This is a genomic window from Ureibacillus sp. MALMAid1270, from assembly GCF_049202975.1.
Lineage (GTDB): Bacteria > Bacillota > Bacilli > Bacillales_A > Planococcaceae > Ureibacillus.
The window spans coordinates 49,985-66,709 of sequence record NZ_JBMIRP010000059.1 but is presented as its reverse complement, the minus strand read 5'-3'; the positions used below and the strand labels follow the sequence as shown (position 1 = coordinate 66,709).

At 36.4% G+C, this 16,725-nt stretch carries 14 protein-coding genes; 10 read left to right on the top strand and 4 right to left on the bottom strand.

Going from position 1 to position 16,725, the window contains the following annotated elements; all coding sequences use genetic code 11:
* Nucleotides 1–62 precede the first annotated feature (62 nt).
* Together ACOQFO_RS07575 and ACOQFO_RS07570 are read left to right on the top strand one after the other, a co-directional pair.
* On the top strand, nucleotides 63–1,286 hold the full coding sequence (locus tag ACOQFO_RS07575; RefSeq protein WP_421689078.1) for a glucose-6-phosphate isomerase: 1,224 nt from the start codon (nucleotides 63–65) through the stop codon (nucleotides 1,284–1,286).
* Nucleotides 1,279–2,970 (top strand): phospho-sugar mutase, encoded by a 1,692-nt coding sequence (locus ACOQFO_RS07570; RefSeq protein WP_421689077.1) that lies wholly within the window; start codon nucleotides 1,279–1,281, stop codon nucleotides 2,968–2,970. The genes ACOQFO_RS07575 and ACOQFO_RS07570 overlap by 8 nt, the downstream gene beginning before the upstream one ends.
* Nucleotides 2,971–2,989: 19 nt before the next feature.
* On the opposite strand, the gene ACOQFO_RS07565 is transcribed toward ACOQFO_RS07570, so the two are convergent.
* Both ACOQFO_RS07565 and ACOQFO_RS07560 read right to left on the bottom strand, forming a co-directional pair.
* Nucleotides 2,990–3,913 carry a DMT family transporter gene (locus tag ACOQFO_RS07565; RefSeq protein WP_421689076.1) on the bottom strand — a complete coding sequence of 308 codons (924 nt, stop codon included), beginning with the start codon at nucleotides 3,911–3,913 and terminating at the stop codon, nucleotides 2,990–2,992.
* A 90-nt stretch (nucleotides 3,914–4,003) separates the two neighbouring features.
* Nucleotides 4,004–4,918: a LysR family transcriptional regulator gene (locus ACOQFO_RS07560; protein ID WP_421689075.1), complete on the bottom strand. Its 915-nt coding sequence runs from the start codon at nucleotides 4,916–4,918 to the stop codon at nucleotides 4,004–4,006.
* 388 nt (nucleotides 4,919–5,306) lie between these two features.
* Between ACOQFO_RS07560 and secA the strand changes: the two genes are divergently transcribed.
* Together secA and prfB are read left to right on the top strand one after the other, a co-directional pair.
* On the top strand, nucleotides 5,307–7,817 hold the full coding sequence (secA, locus tag ACOQFO_RS07555) for a preprotein translocase subunit SecA (protein ID WP_421689074.1): 2,511 nt from the start codon (nucleotides 5,307–5,309) through the stop codon (nucleotides 7,815–7,817).
* A gap of 342 nt (nucleotides 7,818–8,159) precedes the next feature.
* A protein-coding gene (gene prfB / locus ACOQFO_RS07550; protein ID WP_421689139.1) for a peptide chain release factor 2 occupies nucleotides 8,160–9,261 on the top strand; the annotation gives its coding sequence in 2 pieces (ribosomal slippage) (nucleotides 8,160–8,231 and nucleotides 8,233–9,261; 1,101 coding nt in all).
* A 225-nt stretch (nucleotides 9,262–9,486) separates the two neighbouring features.
* Here prfB and ACOQFO_RS07545 read toward each other — a convergent pair.
* On the bottom strand, nucleotides 9,487–9,615 hold the full coding sequence (locus ACOQFO_RS07545) for a hypothetical protein (protein ID WP_421689073.1): 129 nt from the start codon (nucleotides 9,613–9,615) through the stop codon (nucleotides 9,487–9,489).
* 237 nt (nucleotides 9,616–9,852) lie between these two features.
* On the opposite strand from ACOQFO_RS07545, the gene ACOQFO_RS07540 reads away from it, so the two are divergent.
* Nucleotides 9,853–10,236, top strand: a complete 384-nt coding sequence (locus tag ACOQFO_RS07540; protein WP_421689072.1) for a hypothetical protein — start codon at nucleotides 9,853–9,855, stop codon at nucleotides 10,234–10,236.
* Here the strand turns inward: ACOQFO_RS07540 and ACOQFO_RS07535 are convergent.
* A complete protein-coding gene (locus ACOQFO_RS07535; protein ID WP_421689071.1) occupies nucleotides 10,211–10,720 on the bottom strand; it encodes a competence protein ComK in 510 nt (169 codons plus the stop codon). The genes ACOQFO_RS07540 and ACOQFO_RS07535 overlap by 26 nt on opposite strands.
* Before the next feature lie 198 nt (nucleotides 10,721–10,918).
* Here ACOQFO_RS07535 and ACOQFO_RS07530 point away from each other — a divergent pair, with 198 nt between their 5' ends.
* The 5 genes from ACOQFO_RS07530 to ACOQFO_RS07510 all read left to right on the top strand — a co-directional run bounded on the left by ACOQFO_RS07530 (nucleotide 10,919) and on the right by ACOQFO_RS07510 (nucleotide 16,606).
* The gene (locus ACOQFO_RS07530; RefSeq protein WP_421689070.1) at nucleotides 10,919–11,161 is read left to right on the top strand and encodes an IDEAL domain-containing protein; all 243 of its coding nucleotides are present in this window, start codon (nucleotides 10,919–10,921) and stop codon (nucleotides 11,159–11,161) included.
* A 174-nt stretch (nucleotides 11,162–11,335) separates the two neighbouring features.
* Entirely contained in the window at nucleotides 11,336–12,328 is a 993-nt protein-coding gene (locus tag ACOQFO_RS07525; RefSeq protein ID WP_421689069.1) for a LacI family DNA-binding transcriptional regulator, read from the top strand.
* 172 nt (nucleotides 12,329–12,500) lie between these two features.
* Nucleotides 12,501–13,964 carry a hypothetical protein gene (locus tag ACOQFO_RS07520; RefSeq protein WP_421689068.1) on the top strand — a complete coding sequence of 488 codons (1,464 nt, stop codon included), beginning with the start codon at nucleotides 12,501–12,503 and terminating at the stop codon, nucleotides 13,962–13,964.
* Entirely contained in the window at nucleotides 13,918–15,390 is a 1,473-nt protein-coding gene (locus ACOQFO_RS07515; RefSeq protein WP_421689067.1) for an aldehyde dehydrogenase family protein, read from the top strand. Before ACOQFO_RS07520 ends, ACOQFO_RS07515 begins: the two co-directional genes overlap by 47 nt.
* 10 nt (nucleotides 15,391–15,400) lie before the next feature.
* Nucleotides 15,401–16,606 (top strand): iron-containing alcohol dehydrogenase, encoded by a 1,206-nt coding sequence (locus ACOQFO_RS07510; RefSeq protein ID WP_421689066.1) that lies wholly within the window; start codon nucleotides 15,401–15,403, stop codon nucleotides 16,604–16,606.
* Nucleotides 16,607–16,725: the final 119 nt, after the last annotated feature.

Genomic DNA, 16,725 nt, shown 5'->3' with positions numbered 1-16,725 from the left:
ATTAGTAATAAAAATATAGCTTGCTCCAAGTACTTGGGCAAGCATTTTTTAGGAGTAAAATCATGCTGAAATTTGATTATCCAAAAAACGCCGAACAATTTCATATAGTAGAAGTTCCTGATATGAAGCATTACGTTAATTGTTCTATGGAGGAACTATTTGCGATTCAACAGGTGGCAGTGGAGATTCAGGAAAATGCCAATGTGTTACTTGTGATCGGGGTAGGGGGTTCTTTCCTTGGAGCGCGTGCTGTCATTGATGCATTAACGCCTTATTTCCGTACAAACAATGGTGTAGAGGTAATCTATGCTGGAAATAACATGAGTGGTGCTTACTTAAAGCAACTCATTACTTATTTAGAGGATAAGAGTGTTTATGTCAATGTCGTATCTAAATCTGGTTCAACGATGGAACCGGCTCTAGCATTTCGTATTGTGAAGGAATATATGGAAAATCGTTATGGATCAGAGGCAGCAGATCGTATTATTGTAACAACTGATCCAGAAAAGGGCATTTTGAAACAAATCGCAGAAACTAGCGGATATCGTCAGTTCACAATTCCTCCAGAAGTAGGAGGGAGATATTCTGTCTTTACGGCAGCAGGTTTATTACCAATTGCTGTAAGCGGAATTGATATCCAAGCATTTTTAGATGGAGCGCAACAAGCAGAGAGAGACTTCGACAATGACGATGTCCATTCAAATATTGCTTACCAATACGCAAACGCTCGTTTTGATTTATACTCACAAGGGTATTCATTAGAATTGCTAGCTTCCTTTGAGCCTCGTTTGAAAAGACTTCATGAATGGTGGAAGCAATTATTTGGTGAGAGTGAAGGGAAAGAACACAAAGGCCTATATCCTTCAACAGTCACTTACTCAACAGATTTGCATGCAATCGGTCAATTTATTCAAGAAGGTAGTCGTATTCTATTTGAAACGCTCATTCACTTTGATGAAATCGAAGAGGATATAGAAGTTCCTTTTGTTTTAAATGATTTAGACGGACTAAATTATTTAGCAGGTCGTTCGATGAATGAAATTAATGCAACTTCTAAAGATGGTGTTGTACTAGCCCATGAAGAAGGTGGCGTTCCGGTTATGAAGATTTGTATTCCGAAGCTGGATGCGTATCATGTTGGGTATTTAATGTTCTTCTTTATGAAGGCTTGTGTCATCAGTGCGAACTTATTAGAGGTAAATCCATTCGATCAACCAGGTGTTGAAGCCTATAAGAAGAAAATGTTAGAGCTATTAAAGGAAAATGTGGTGAATATTCATGAGTAATTACTATGCAAAGTGGCTAGAAAATGCGGATTCGATTTACAAATCAGAACTAGAGTCCATCTTAGATCGCACATCAGACATTGAAGATCGCTTTTACCAAACGGTTCCTTTTGGGACTGGTGGTATGCGCGGTCTTCTTGGCGCTGGTACTAATCGTATTAACTACCATACAATCCGATTAGTAGCGGAAGGACTTGCACGACAAATTGAAGGACAAGGTGAGGCTGCAAAAGTGCGCGGGGTGGTCATTGCTTATGATACACGACATTTCTCACAAGAGTTTGCCTATGAAACAGCTGGGGTATTAGCAAGACACGGGATACAATCATACATATTTACAGAAAGTCGCCCAACGCCTGAGCTATCTTTTGCTGTTCGTTATCTACATGCGGTTGCTGGAGTTGTGATTACAGCAAGCCATAATCCGAAAGAGTATAACGGATTTAAAGTGTATGGTGAAGATGGAGCACAATTAACACCTGCTTTTGCGGATGAAATTGTTTCCCATATGGATGCTGTTGAGGATATTTTCGAGATCCGTTCTATGACGAAAGACGAGTTGCTAGCTTCTGGTTATTGTACGGAAGTGTTAGAAAAAATTGATGATGCCTATAACAATGCTTTAATGGGGTTAATGCAACGCCCGGATATCGAAAAAAATCTAAACATTGTTTATACGCCACTGCATGGCTCTGGTCTAAAGCCAACTGTTAGAGGATTAAAAGAAGCTGGTTTCACAAATATTCATATTGTTGAAGAACAAGCAGTTCAGGATGGTGCTTTCCCAACAGTACCATACCCAAATCCAGAGGAACAAGCTGCCTTTGAAATGGCAATTCAGTTAGGAAATAAAACTGGTGCAGAACTTTTATTAGCAACAGACCCTGATGCGGATCGACTAGGTGTTGCAGTGAAGGAAGCTGGCTATGATCAATACCGTTTATTAACAGGAAACCAATTAGGTGCGCTGTTACTTCATTATATTTTATCGACGAAGAAAGAAAAAGGAACGTTGCCTGCAAATGGCGCAATGGTGAAAACGATTGTTACCTCAGAGTTAGGGGCTGCTGTTGCAGAATCTTTCGGGGTGACGACAATTAATACATTAACGGGCTTCAAATTTATCGCAGAACAAATGGCACACTTTGAAGAAACAGGTGAGCATACATTTCTGTTTGGTTATGAAGAGAGCTATGGCTATTTAGCTGGAGATTTCGTACGTGATAAAGACGCGGTTCAAATTGCTTTATTAACTGCTGAAATGGCAGCTTATTATATGAATGAAGGTAAATCCTTATTGGAAGTACTGGATAGTTTATATGCTAAGTTTGGCCAATATCGTGAAAAACTGATTTCCCTTACGTTTGATGGGTTAGAAGGTCAACAAAAAATAAGTGCCATTATGGCGAATTTACGTGCTTTTGCACCTAAAGAAATTGCTGGTTTAAGAGTCGCTAGAGTGGAAGACTATAAGACTGGAATTGCTACTTTGGCGGATGGAACTGAAGTTGCGATTGAGTTACCAAATTCGAATGTACTGAAGTTCATTTTAGAGGACGGTTCATGGATTTGTGCACGTCCATCTGGAACTGAACCAAAATGTAAATTCTATATTGGATTAGTGAATCAAGAAGATTCGGTTGTAAATCAAATCGAAAAAGAACTTTTACAATACGCTAATTAATGAAAAGGTGCCAGGAACACTAAATTTGTTCTTGGCACTTTTTTTCGTTACGCAACTTCAACTTAAGTGGTCGCCTGAAATTCACATTTACCAAGTAAATACTTAAACCTACAAGAATCATCCCGATAAAGAGTTTCATCGTTATTGCTTCTCCTAAAAATAAAGCGCTAATCAGTACGGAGATAATCGGCACTAAAAAAGTAAATGCGCCTACTTTGCTCGCTTCGCCTTCATTCATTAACTTGTAATAGATAAATTGTGCAATCGGCATGCCCAGTGTTGAGCCCCATACTAAAGTTAAAATGAGATCTGTATTCCAAACTATTTCTTGATAGTTTTCTGTAATGCCTCCCGCAATAAGTAGAGTCGCTCCTCCAATAATCAGTTGCATAACAATCATCCAATAAGCATCGATACGGTTTTTATTTTTCTTTACATAGACAACTCCGATAGCCCAACCAAGTGCGGTGGCAAGTGCAAGAACCACCCCGAAGACTGATAAATGAAGAGTTAAACCATCTACGCTCACAAAAACAATCCCAATAAATCCTATAATTAATCCGAATATCTTTAGGATTGTCATGTTCTCTTTTAGGAACCACCAAGAGAGGAGTCCTAGTAAAACTGGTTGGAAATAAACAAGAACAGAGAAAAGACCACCTGGTAGGAAGTTGAGACCGACTGTTTGAATTCCTAAGTAACACGTGATGTTTAAAGTGGCAGATAATAAATAAAACTTCCAATTTTCCTTGAACTTTAGCAGATGCAACCGGTTTAATATGAAGAGGAAAAGAATTATTCCTCCAACGAAAGCGCGAAATCCTGCAAAGAGGAAGGGAGGCATATAGGGAACCGCGTTTTTATAGATCGGCCAGCTAACACCCCATACTAATATTAAAAATGTGAGCAAACTATATGTAACAAACTTTTGATTTTTTGCCATTTTTAATACAACTCTCCTCCCATGAGCCATCTGCCTATTATATGTTGGGAAACAAATAAAAGAGCCAGCAACTAACCTGGCTCAAAACCTTTATAAATGAACGAGAATATGTTCATTTAATACCTTCTTTAATTTTTCATGGAATAGATTTAGTGATGGATTAATGTTCATTTTATTTTGTGCAATTACTACTTGAATGGGATCTTCATTTTCTATCGGTACAAATACGAGATTAGGACTAGCATTTATAGTCATATATTTTGGGAAAATCCCAACGCCATGTCCTGCATCAATAAACATTAGCGCAGATTCGATCCGTTTCGTTTGAATTATTTTCTTTGGGATATAGCTATGCTTCGTGCAAATCATCATCGTATGGTCAAACCAATAGGGCTCGTCTTGATGATCACGAACGATAAAATTTTCATTGACCAAATCTTTCATATGTATCGACTGCTTATTAGCAAGGGGATGTTCATTGTGTAGTACAATACAATTTGGTACTGAAAAAATCTCCTCATACTCAATTCCCGTTAGGTGTTTGACTGCTATTGAAACCGAAATAATAACATCAAGCTCATTACTCATTAATTTTTCATTTAACGTTGAGGCATTATAATGATTAAGTTCGATCTCAATTTCAGGGTAGCGTTCACTGAACTTACGTATGAACTTAGGCAAAATATCTCGCACAGGGTAAGCTAAAAATCCGATGCGTAATTTACCGATATAGCCTAGTGTCGCTCTTTGTGCCTTTTCTATCGCAATATCAGCTTTTTGCAAGATTTCTTTCGCTTCTTTTAAAAACACACATCCTGCTGGTGTAAGCTGAACCGAACGTTTATTGCGAATGAATAATGGTACACCTATTTCTTTTTCTAACTGAGCAATTTGTTGACTGACAGAGGATTGAGTGACAAACATACGATTTGCGGCTTCAGTGAAATTTAAATATTCAGCTACGGAAATAAATGCTTGTAACTGGTTTAGTTGCAATTGATCCATCCTCTCGTAATAGATTGCAAATCCCTATAGTAATGCATATGATTCATAGGAAAAAATAATTAGAAATTTTTTACACATTACCAAAAAGGTTCGAGTCTTCTAAATCAATAAAAAAACCTATTCACACGAGAATAGGTTAATAAATATTGTCATTTTAAATGATTTATCCTTCAGCAACTTCGTGGTTGAATTGCCATTCCACTCCAAATTTGTCTTTTAGAGCTCCAACCAATACGACAGGAAAATGATGGATATTAAAAGCTTCCCGGAATTTGTGAACTTGAACAACTAAAGCCAATTACCTAAGCCCAAAGCCTAACAATATTTGCCCCACCCTCTACTATTTGTTAGAATGGAGAGTGAGACTATATAGGAAGTGAAAAATTTTATGGCCAACATATTAAGTAAAATTTTTGATCCGAATAAAAAAGAAATTAAGAAACTAGAAAAAATAGTTGATCAAATAGAAGCACTTGCTTCAACAATGGAAAAGTTAACAGATGATGAATTAAGAGAAAAAACAACTGAATTTAAACAACGTTATCAAGACGGTGAAACTTTAGAAAAAATGTTACCCGAAGCGTTTGCTGTTTGTCGTGAGGCCTCAAAACGTGTATTAGGTATGTATCCATTCCGTGTTCAATTAATGGGGGCAGCTACTCTAAATGACGGTAATATCGCAGAAATGAAAACTGGGGAAGGGAAAACATTAACTTCCACAATGGCAGTTTATTTAAATGCGTTAACTGGTAAAGGCGTACACGTTGTAACTGTTAACGAATATTTAGCGAGCCGTGACGCAACGCAAATGGGTGAATTATATAAATTCTTAGGACTATCTGTTGGTCTAAATTTAAACAGTTTATCAAAAGACGAAAAAAGAGAAGCCTATGCTGCGGATATTACATATACGACGAACAATGAATTAGGGTTCGACTATTTACGTGATAATATGGTTCTTTATAAAGAAGACCGTGTTCAACGTCCATTGTATTACGCAGTAATTGACGAAGTTGACTCGATTTTAATCGACGAAGCTCGTACACCTTTAATCATTTCTGGACAAGCTGGTAAAACAGCAAAACTATATGTTCAATCAAATGCATTTGTACGCATGTTAACTCCAGAAGAAGATTACTCATACGACGAAACAACTAAAGGCGTTACATTAACGGAAAGTGGTATTACGAAAGCTGAACGTGCTTTTGGTGTTGATAATTTATTTGATTTAACTCACGTACGTTTATTACACGCGATCAACCAATCTTTAAAAGCACATGCTTCAATGCACCGTGATGTTGATTACGTTGTTCAAGATGGAGAAATCATTATTGTTGATAGTTTCACAGGTCGTTTAATGAAAGGCCGTCGTTATTCTGATGGGCTACACCAAGCTATTGAAGCAAAAGAAGGCGTAGAAATCCAAAATGAATCGATGACAATGGCAACAATTACGTTCCAAAACTACTTCCGTATGTACGAAAAGTTATCAGGAATGACTGGTACAGCGAAAACGGAAGAAGAAGAGTTCCGTAATATTTACAACATGCAAGTTGTTGTTATTCCTACGAATAAACCTATTGCGCGTATTGATAAACCAGATTTAATTTTCGCGACAATGGAGGGCAAATTTAAAGCTGTTGCGGCTGATATTGCAGAGCGCCATAAAGCTGGTCAACCAGTATTGGTTGGTACAGTTGCAATCGAAACATCTGAAATTATCTCGAATTTATTAGATAAATATAAAATTCCACATAATGTATTAAACGCGAAAAACCATGAACGTGAAGCGGAAATTATTGCTGATGCGGGTAAAAAAGGTGCAGTTACGATTGCTACTAACATGGCTGGTCGTGGTACGGACATCAAACTTGGTGAAGGTGTATTAGAGCTTGGAGGACTTGCTGTAATAGGTACGGAAAGACATGAATCTCGTCGTATTGATAATCAGCTGCGCGGTCGTTCTGGTCGTCAAGGGGACCCAGGTATTACACAATTTTATCTATCACTTGAAGATGAATTAATGCGTCGTTTCGGTTCAGACAAAATGAAAGCGATGATGACACGTCTTGGAATGGACGATTCTCAACCAATTCAGTCTGGTATGGTTTCAAAAGCAGTAGAAGGCGCACAAAAACGAGTTGAAGGTAATAACTTCGATGCTCGTAAACGTCTATTGCAATATGATGATGTTATCCGTCAACAACGTGAAGTCATTTACCAAGAACGTCGTGAAGTACTTGAATCTGAAAATGTGCGTGAGCTTGTAGAGTCAATGATTCAAGAATCTATCGAATCGATTATTGGTGTTCATACTCAAGGTGATCAAAAAGAGTGGAACTTAAAAGCAATTGAAGAGTACGTTCATGGAAATCTACTAGATGAAGGCGTTGTAAAAGTCTCTGATCTTGAAGGTAAATCTCCGGAAGAAATGATCAGCTTAATTTTTGAAGAAGTTCAGAAAAAATACGATGCGAGAGAAAAAGAGCTTACTCCAGAACGCATGCGCGAGTTTGAGAAAGTTATTTTACTTCGCTCAATTGATACAAAATGGATTGATCATATTGATGCAATGGATCAACTACGTCAAGGGATTCATTTACGTGCATATGGTCAAACTGATCCACTTCGTGAGTATCAAAAAGAAGGATTTGCGATGTTTGAGGACATGGTTGCTTCCATCCGTGCAGACGTTACGAAGTACGCTATGAAAGCTCAAATTCGCAACAACTTAGAACGTGAAGAAGTAGCAAAAGGTCAAGCAGTAAATCCAAAAGAAGAAGCAGCACCTAAGAAAAAACAACCAGTTCGTAAAGCCGAAAACATCGGCCGTAATGACCCATGCCCATGTGGTAGTGGTAAGAAATTCAAGAACTGTCACGGTGCGGCGCAGTCTTAGGATTGGGCTTTGGTATTTAAGTGTTTCGTAATTGTGAGTATCGAAACATACAATTTAGAGATTCAGGATAAGAATCTTGTTAACGCGAATTGGTTACTGGACAAAAATTGTGAGATTCCGGAAAAAGTGTCTAGAAAAAGTGATTTACTAGACAGAATTTAAAGAATCCAAGGAAAAGTGTCTAGAAAAAACGATTTACTAGACAAAATTAGGAGAATCCCAGGAAAAATGTCCCGTAAACGCGATTAGATTCATTCATTACTTTATTCATTTTCGAACCGTTGCCACGCATTTTGGCACGGTTCTCTCAATTTCATATAGTACGGAGGATTTTATTTTATGATTGAATTAGCAGAAGTAAGAAATACATTAGAAACAACAGCCTCAAAATTGGCGGACTTCAGGGGGTCTCTTTGACTTAGAAAACAAAGAGGAGCGTATTCAAGAGCTTGACGAGATGATGCTGACTCCAGATTTCTGGAATGATCAAGAGGCTGCACAGAAGGTTATTAATGAAGCGAACGGTTTAAAAGCTGTAGTAAATGAATTCAATGATCTTCTATCTACCCAAGAAAACTTAGAAATGACTCTAGAGCTTTTAAAAGAAGAGCCAGACGAAGATTTACAAAATGAGCTTGCCGAGGAATTAGCGGATTTCCAACAAAAAATGGATAACTTTGAGCTTCAAATGCTATTAAGTGAACCATATGATAAGAACAATGCAATCTTAGAGCTTCATCCTGGAGCAGGTGGAACTGAGTCACAAGATTGGGGTTCAATGCTACTGCGTATGTATACACGCTGGGCGGATCAACACGGATTTAAAGTGGAGACGATGGATTATTTACCTGGTGATGAAGCTGGAATTAAATCTGTAACTTTATTAATCCAAGGTCACAATGCCTATGGTTATTTAAAAGCTGAAAAAGGTGTACATCGATTAGTTCGTATTTCACCATTCGACTCAGCTGGTCGACGTCATACTTCCTTTGTTTCTTGTGAAGTTATGCCGGAATTTAACAATGAAATTGAAATCGAAGTGCGATCAGAGGATTTAAAAATCGATACGTATCGTGCAACGGGTGCAGGTGGTCAGCACATCAATACTACCGACTCAGCAGTTCGTATTACGCATATTCCTACAGGTGTGGTTGTATCTTGTCAGGCAGAACGTTCTCAAATTAAAAACCGTGAAAAAGCGATGGCTATGTTAAAGGCGAAACTTTACCAACTAGAAATTGAAAAGCAACAAGCTGAACTTGATGCCATTCGTGGTGAACAAAAAGAGATTGGTTGGGGTTCTCAAATTCGTTCATACGTATTCCACCCTTATTCAATGGTAAAAGATCACCGTACAAATTTTGAAACGGGTAACGTTCATGCCGTAATGGACGGGGATTTAGATGGTTTCATTAATGCTTACTTACGATCTCGAATCGGGTAATTCAATCAACTAATATTGATTCAATTAACAGCCATCCATTGTGCTATTGCAAAGTGGAGGCTGTTTTTTTATGTCTTTAATCCTCTATTACATAGGATCACAAGAAATTACGATTAGTAATCCAACATACCCATTTTCTTTTTCAATAAACGGATATCCGCTTTCGTTGTAATATTGTCACTTGCCATGACGATAATTTGTTCATTTATTCGCTCAAGTTTTTCCTCATAACGTTTCTATTCGCTCTTCAAAAGCACCCATTCTGTCCTCTAACTTATCCATTCTAAGCTCTAATCTGTCCATCTTTTTGGAAAGTTCTAATATGGCTTGTAAAATTTGATCCATATCACACATCAAATTCACCCCCCATTTTTCATTTTAGTTAACCCGAATTATATAAAAATTAATCCTCCTCAACAATGCTGCAAAAAATGGTTAAACGAATGACTATATAATAGAATGTACATGATTACATATTTAATCATTAATAACCCAACCTAAAATCATCATGTTAAATAGATTAAAGTTGCATTTTTTATAATCTGTTGTAAAATATAAGAACAAACGTTCTGTTTTTAGGAGGGTTTTTTAGTGGCACATATTCCCATTGAAGCTGTCCCATACTTAGAAGCGGCTATTTATTTACCGATGTTACTTGTGGTTTTAGATAAGGATTATGCTCAAATTGAAGTGGGGCAGTTTAAGTTAAAGCGTCCATATTTTCATTTGATTGATGAGGCAAGGAAAAAGGCACATGCAGACTTGAAAAAAACGAAGGCGTATTTACAACATCACCAGTTAAAAGTTGTTCGTGGAGACAGTGATGAATTATTTACAGAGTATTTTTTTCATTATCAACAGGCGATGGAAGTAAGACGATATTCTAATATACGCCTTCGAAATAGAGTAGAAAATTTACTTGATTATTATTTTTCGCATGTAAATGATGTTAAAGAAGTAAGTCATTTTGAATGATTAAACGTTGGTTGCTAGCTTGTTTCTGTAACATAGATGCTCTTACGTATTGGAAGTTGAAAGTAGCTAACGGTACTTGCAAAGTAATTTCTCGATCATCTTTCAATACAAGTGTAATTTGATCTTTCGTAGGTGACGGTATCGTGTTAATCATGCTGTGTAGACCAATCCAAATGTTATTTGGAGATGACGGAGAAAGAATTGGAAAGAATACTAGTGGAACACCGTAATCATAAGCAATGATCACTGGATATTTATGCTTACCATCGCCAAGGAGTTTTTTTGAATATTCGCGTGCTGCATTATATTTAGTACCCATTAATTCACAAGATTTTCGAACTATGTAGAGAGGCTTTCTTGAGACAATGACTTCACCACTCTTATCATAAACGCGGGAATAGAGCTTGTCCCCATGTTCTATAGGTTCAATTAAATATGAATTAAAAGATAAATGATATGAATTGACAGATTTTAAATTTTTCATTTATATTTCCCCTCCTTTCCAGTTGAAATATTTTACAATCTTTCCAATTCAATACCATATTAATATGATTCTTGTCATATTTCAATATGTTATTTTAGAAAAAAACCTGACAACTTAAAAGAAATCTATTTTTCAGAAAATATTGCAAATTGAAATTTATTTTTTTATAATAGAAAAAAGGGAATCGGGGTGATATCGATGGATAAATATTATTCATACACAGATTTTCTTAAGGCAGTTGGACAATATCAACATGCGAACGAATCTGAGAAATTGTTGAATGACATTTATTTGGACTTGTTTTTGAATCGTATTCAAAGAATGCAACGTATTGAAGAGTTAAAGCACCTCATCGATACAGCATTAGATGAGAAAGACGAAAATAGTTTTTACAAGTATGCAAAAGAGTTAAACGAATTACAAGAAGAATCGATGAAATAAACACATATAAGCCGCCTGCAAATTTCAATTTCCTCCAAAATGGGGAATTGAAATAAGTGGCGGTTTTTTGATACTTTCAAAAAAATGGATGAAATACAATAAAAAAATAGTCACCATTTTAAAAAATATGTATAGTTAAGAGGAAAAATCAAGTTTTAAAAGGGGGGCTTGTCTTTGGTTTCATCAAAAGACGTTGCAAGACATGCTGGAGTATCCCAGACAACAGTTTCTAGAGTACTAAACACACCTGAGTTAGTTAAACAACCTACAATTGATAAAGTAATGAAAGCCATTCAAGAATTAAACTATGTACCCAATGCTAATGCACGTTCCCTCGTACAAAACAAAACGAATACCATTGTATTATTATCTGGACCATTACATAATCCATTCTTTGTAGATACGACAACTGAAATTGTTAATTATGCAAATACAAAAGGGTATCGTGTTAATGTACAGTTTGTAAATGATAAAGAACTTACAGAAGCGTATGCGATTGCGACAGAACAAAAAGTAGATGGAATTATTTTGTCTTGTATTTTAATAGATGATCCTATATTTGAAAAATTGGAAAACATGGATATTCCATTTATCACATACAATCGTAAGCATAAAAATAATCGATATTTTGTTGAAATTGATAATTTTATGGCTGGATATTTATCAGCTCAGCATTTGATTGAACTTGGCCATAGAGATATTGCATGGGTAGGTGGTCCGTTATCAACGAGTACTTTTAATAATCGTTACCAAGGATTTCTTAAAGCGTTAGAAGATTTTAATGTACAAGTTCCAAAAAGTAATATTATTCAAACTGATACATCAAAGCATGATGTCAATAGAGCATTTCAAAACTTGATGGGAATGGAAAAACGACCCACTGCAATATGCGCAGGATCAGACTCATTAGCATTATTTTTGATTGACAATGCAATTTTAACAGGTTTAAAAGTACCTGAAGATTTAAGTATTATAGGGATAGATAACGTGGATTTAAGTAGACATGCATCAATTCAACTAACGACTATTGGTAGTGTTTCAGAAGTGAATTTAGGATATTTAGCAATAAGTAAATTAATAGAATTAATTGAAAATAAAAAAAACTGTTGCGTAGAAATTACTGAGTCTGTTAAAGTGTTTAATAGAAATACAACAAGAAAATTGTAAAACAAACTTTTTAGAGTTTGTTTTATTCTTTTCAAAAAAAATGAATACGTAACCATTTTGAAAAAAATTTTTAAACCAAAATGGTTACGTATTCATGCAGAGTGACAACAGTGTAGTAACTATGTTTACTTTGTAATGTAAGCGCTATACAAAGGGGAGGAGAAGCGGAATTATGTTATGGAAAAAACGAAAGTATGGTGAAGAATCTCCATACATACCAGCCGGACCTTTTCAAATTCGATTACCTTTTATACATTATCGTTTTGAATGGCCGGATTATGTTCAAGGGTTACTAATGTGTGCGGTGGATTTAGCAGCCATTCCATTATTAGTTGAACTTTTGGGAATGCCATTTGAAGTAGCGTTAGCAATTGTCATTTTAAATGGATTATTTTATTTAACCCATCATTTACTTGGAGATCCAGTTGTACCAGGATGGATTACACCTGCCATCCCATTAATTATGTTGTACTGCCAGCAATTTCCTGAAGGTGAAGAGCGGGTGCATGCGTTAATTGCCTTCCAATTAACCCTTGGAATATTGTCGATTCTTTTAGGAGTAACAGGATTGGCAACGAAAGTAGTTCAAATTATTCCTTCGGCAATGAAGGCAGGGATTATTCTTGGAGCAGGTATAGCAGCAGTAATTTCTGTATTCCAAGTTGGTGGACGATATGAAACGTTCCCATGGACAATTACAATCGCAATTGGTATTGGATTCTATTTATTGTTTTCAAAACATTTTACAAAAATTCAAAATCACAATATCTTTACGAGAACAATCGGTAAGTTAGGGATTTTTCCAGTAATTATTTTAGCGGTTGTCATAGCACCGCTTTTCGGAGAAGCACCATGGCCAGCAATTCAGTGGGGATTCTCATCTCCTGATTTTATTACATTATGGAATGAGTACACGATTTTTGGCTTAGGTTTACCCCCGTTAATGATGATAATTTCAGCGATTCCAACTGTAATGGCAGCATACATTGTTCTCTTTGGTGATGTTATACAAAATAAAGTGCTAGTGGCAGATGGTGCTGCTTCTCGTCCGGACGAAAAAATAGAATACCAACCGAGTCGTGCGCATTTAATTTTTGGTTTCCGTAACGCGGTTATGAGTATTATTGGTCCTGACGTGACGATGTGTGGTCCAAACTGGACTGCAATGCAAGTTGTCATGATTGAAAGATATAAAAAAGGACGTAAAGCAATGGACTCTTTCTTCGGCGGAATAGGTTCATTCCGTTGGGGTACGAATACGGGTTTACTACTATTACCAATTGTTAGTTTAGTAGAACCGATATTAGGTGTTGCTTTAGCACTAACGTTATTAATTCAAGGGTATGTAAGTGTAAAGGTTGGAATACTTGAAGCGAAAAGTCAAACAGATTTAGGGATTGCAGGAATTATTGCAGCGGTACTTTGTGTTAAAGGGGCAGCGTGGGCGTTTGCAGTAGGAATTATTTTATGTTTCCTAATCTATGGTTTTAATTTCTTTAAGGGTGAAGTTGACAATACATTCACGAAAGATCAACCGGAACTACCGAAACAACCGAACCAACAAAATCTAGAGGAGGATTTAAAGCAAAATGGAGAAAACATTAATCAACCAGAACGAGAACTTGTTAAAGTTTGATTTACTAAATAATAGTTATTACGTAAACGGCGAGTGGAAAACATCAAATCATGTAGTTGAGCTATATTCACCCTATTCGAAGGAGATTATTGCTCATATCCCCCAAGCAACTCGAGAGGAAGTAGAGCAAGCAATCGAATTCGCCTATGAAGCTAGAGCAGATATGGAAAAGTTAACTTCTTTTGAAAGAGCGGCAATCTTAGAAGAAATAGCAAATTTATTTATACAAAATAGAAGAGAAGCTGCAGAAATCATTTCCTTAGAAGCGGCAAAACCAATTAAATTTGCATTAGCTGAAATTGACCGCACAATTGAAACATATAAATTTGCTGCTGAAGAAGCAAAACGTTTAACTGGAGAAATGATTCCAATGGATGCGGCAAAAAATGGTGCGAACCGATTTGGTTATACAATAGAACAACCACTTGGAGTTATAGGTGCGATTACACCTTTTAATTTCCCGCAAAATTTAGTAGCCCATAAAGTAGGACCAGCGATCGCAGCAGGAAATACGATTGTATTAAAGCCAGCATCACAAACACCGCTTTCAGCATTATTTTTAGCGAAATTAATTGACCAAACAAGTTTACCTAAAGGTGCTTTCAATGTGGTTACAGGTAGTGGAAAAACAGTTGGTGACGCATTAGTTGAAAATAATAAAGTAAAGATGATTACTTTTACAGGTAGTCCCGCTGTAGGAATTGGTATTCGTGACAAAGCAGGATTAAAAAAGGTAGCTTTGGAACTCGGTTCAAATGCAGGTTTAATTATTGACCGAGGGTTAGATCTAACACAAATCATACCGAAATGTGTAACTGGGGCTTTTTCAAATCAAGGTCAAGTTTGTATTTCATTACAACGAATATACGTAATGGAAGAAGTATTTGATGAGTTTATCAAACAATTTGTAGCAGCGACAACGAAATTAGTTATTGGAAATCCATGTGATGAAAATACTGATTTGTCAGCTATGATTCACTCTAGTGAGCAAGAACGCGCTTTAAGTTGGGTGCAAGAAGCAGTAGAGCAAGGGGCTGAATTAGTTACAGGTGGTTCAATTGAAAATGGCATTTTCTTGCCGACCATTTTAACGAATGTTGCTCCAGATTTAAAGGTTTCATGCCAAGAAGTGTTTGCACCGATAGTTATCGTTAATCGCATATCTTCAATAGATGAAGGTATAAATGCAATTAATGATTCGAATTTTGGGCTACAGGCAGGTATATTTACAAACGATATACAAACTGCTTTTAAAGCTTCTAAACAACTTGAAGTTGGAGGAGTTATGATCAACGATGTTCCTACTTACCGTGTTGACCATATGCCATACGGTGGGGTAAAGGAAAGTGGGACTGGAAAAGAAGGATTGAAATATGCCATTCACGAGATGACTGAGACAAAATTAGTCGTTTGGAACCAACAGTAGGAGTGATAACATGTCGGAAAAAATTACATTTGCACCAATCAGTTATACAGGTTGGGGTTCATTATCTCATTTTATAGAAGAAGTTGAGCGTTTTAATGCAAAAAAAGTTTTAGTCATAACAGATCCATTTTTAAAGGAAATTGGGTTAACAGACCAAGTAACGGTCCCACTTGCAGGTGCTGGTTATGAATTTGAAATCTATTCGGAAGTTGTGCCAGAGCCACCTTTAGCAGTTGGAGAAAAATTAGTAGCATTTACACGAGAAAATAATTTTGATTTAGTAGTCGGTATAGGTGGAGGTAGTGCACTTGATTTAGCAAAACTAGCAGGTGTATTAGCAGCGCACGAAGGGAAAGTGGAAGACTACTTAAATTTAACAGGTACAAAGAAAGTAACAGAAAAAGGTCTTCCAACAATATTAATTCCTACTACTTCAGGAACTGGTTCAGAAGTAACAAACATTGCTGTACTTTCCTTAGAGACAACTAAAGATGTTGTGACGCATGATAATTTATTACCTGATGTTGCGATTGTAGACCCTGCTTTAACAGTTTCATTACCACCAAAAGTAACTGCAGCGACTGGTATAGATGCTTTAACACATGCTGTAGAAGCATACATTTCTAAAAACGCAAGTCCAGTTTCAGATGCGCTTGCAATACAGGCAATACGTTTAATCAGTAATTCGATTCGTAAGGCTGTCTCAAATGGTTCAGATCAAGAAGCTCGTACAAATATGAGTTATGGAAGTTATCTAGCAGGTCTAGCATTTTTTAATGCAGGGGTTGCAGGCGTTCATGCGTTAGCTTATCCAATTGGAGGTCAATTCCATATTTCACATGGTGAATCTAACGCAGTGTTACTTCCTTATGTAATGGGATATATTCGTCAAAGTTGTGAAAAGCGTATGAAAGATATTTATGACGCGATGGGCTTTAGTTCTGCTAATCTATCACAAGAAGAAGCATCATATCGATGTGTAAGTGAACTGAAGAGATTAGTAGAAGATGTGAATATTCCTTCTACATTAAAAGGATTCAATATTAGTGAAGATGCACTTGAAAGTTTGACAAAAGATGCACTTGAACAAAAACGAATTTTAGCACGCAGTCCAATGACTTTAGCACGTGAGGATATTTTTACAATTTATAAAGCTGCCTTTGATGGTGAAATTGTAGAATTAAATGGACAAGAAAAACAAATCGTTACAATCTAAAAAATACCCTGAAAGTAAACCTATAGTTACTTTCAGGGTATTTTTGTTTGAGGAATGACAACCAAAAAGATACTTTAATACTGAAACATAAAAATTTTAATAGTAAATTTTGGTTATTA

Excerpts from the sequence above, each read along its gene's own strand:
- ACOQFO_RS07565 (WP_421689076.1), bottom strand. The coding sequence starts at position 3,913 with ATGGCAAAAAATCAAAAGTTTGTTACATATAGTTTGCTCACATTTTTA.
- ACOQFO_RS07545 (WP_421689073.1), bottom strand. The coding sequence starts at position 9,615 with ATGTGTGATATGGATCAAATTTTACAAGCCATATTAGAACTTTCCAAA.
- ACOQFO_RS07575 (WP_421689078.1), top strand. The coding sequence starts at position 63 with ATGCTGAAATTTGATTATCCAAAAAACGCCGAACAATTTCATATAGTA.
- ACOQFO_RS07570 (WP_421689077.1), top strand. The coding sequence starts at position 1,279 with ATGAGTAATTACTATGCAAAGTGGCTAGAAAATGCGGATTCGATTTAC.
- ACOQFO_RS07535 (WP_421689071.1), bottom strand. The coding sequence starts at position 10,720 with ATGAAAAATTTAAAATCTGTCAATTCATATCATTTATCTTTTAATTCA.
- ACOQFO_RS07510 (WP_421689066.1), top strand. The coding sequence starts at position 15,401 with ATGTCGGAAAAAATTACATTTGCACCAATCAGTTATACAGGTTGGGGT.
- ACOQFO_RS07520 (WP_421689068.1), top strand. The coding sequence starts at position 12,501 with ATGTTATGGAAAAAACGAAAGTATGGTGAAGAATCTCCATACATACCA.
- ACOQFO_RS07560 (WP_421689075.1), bottom strand. The coding sequence starts at position 4,918 with ATGGATCAATTGCAACTAAACCAGTTACAAGCATTTATTTCCGTAGCT.
- ACOQFO_RS07515 (WP_421689067.1), top strand. The coding sequence starts at position 13,918 with ATGGAGAAAACATTAATCAACCAGAACGAGAACTTGTTAAAGTTTGAT.
- secA (WP_421689074.1), top strand. The coding sequence starts at position 5,307 with ATGGCCAACATATTAAGTAAAATTTTTGATCCGAATAAAAAAGAAATT.
- ACOQFO_RS07530 (WP_421689070.1), top strand. The coding sequence starts at position 10,919 with ATGGATAAATATTATTCATACACAGATTTTCTTAAGGCAGTTGGACAA.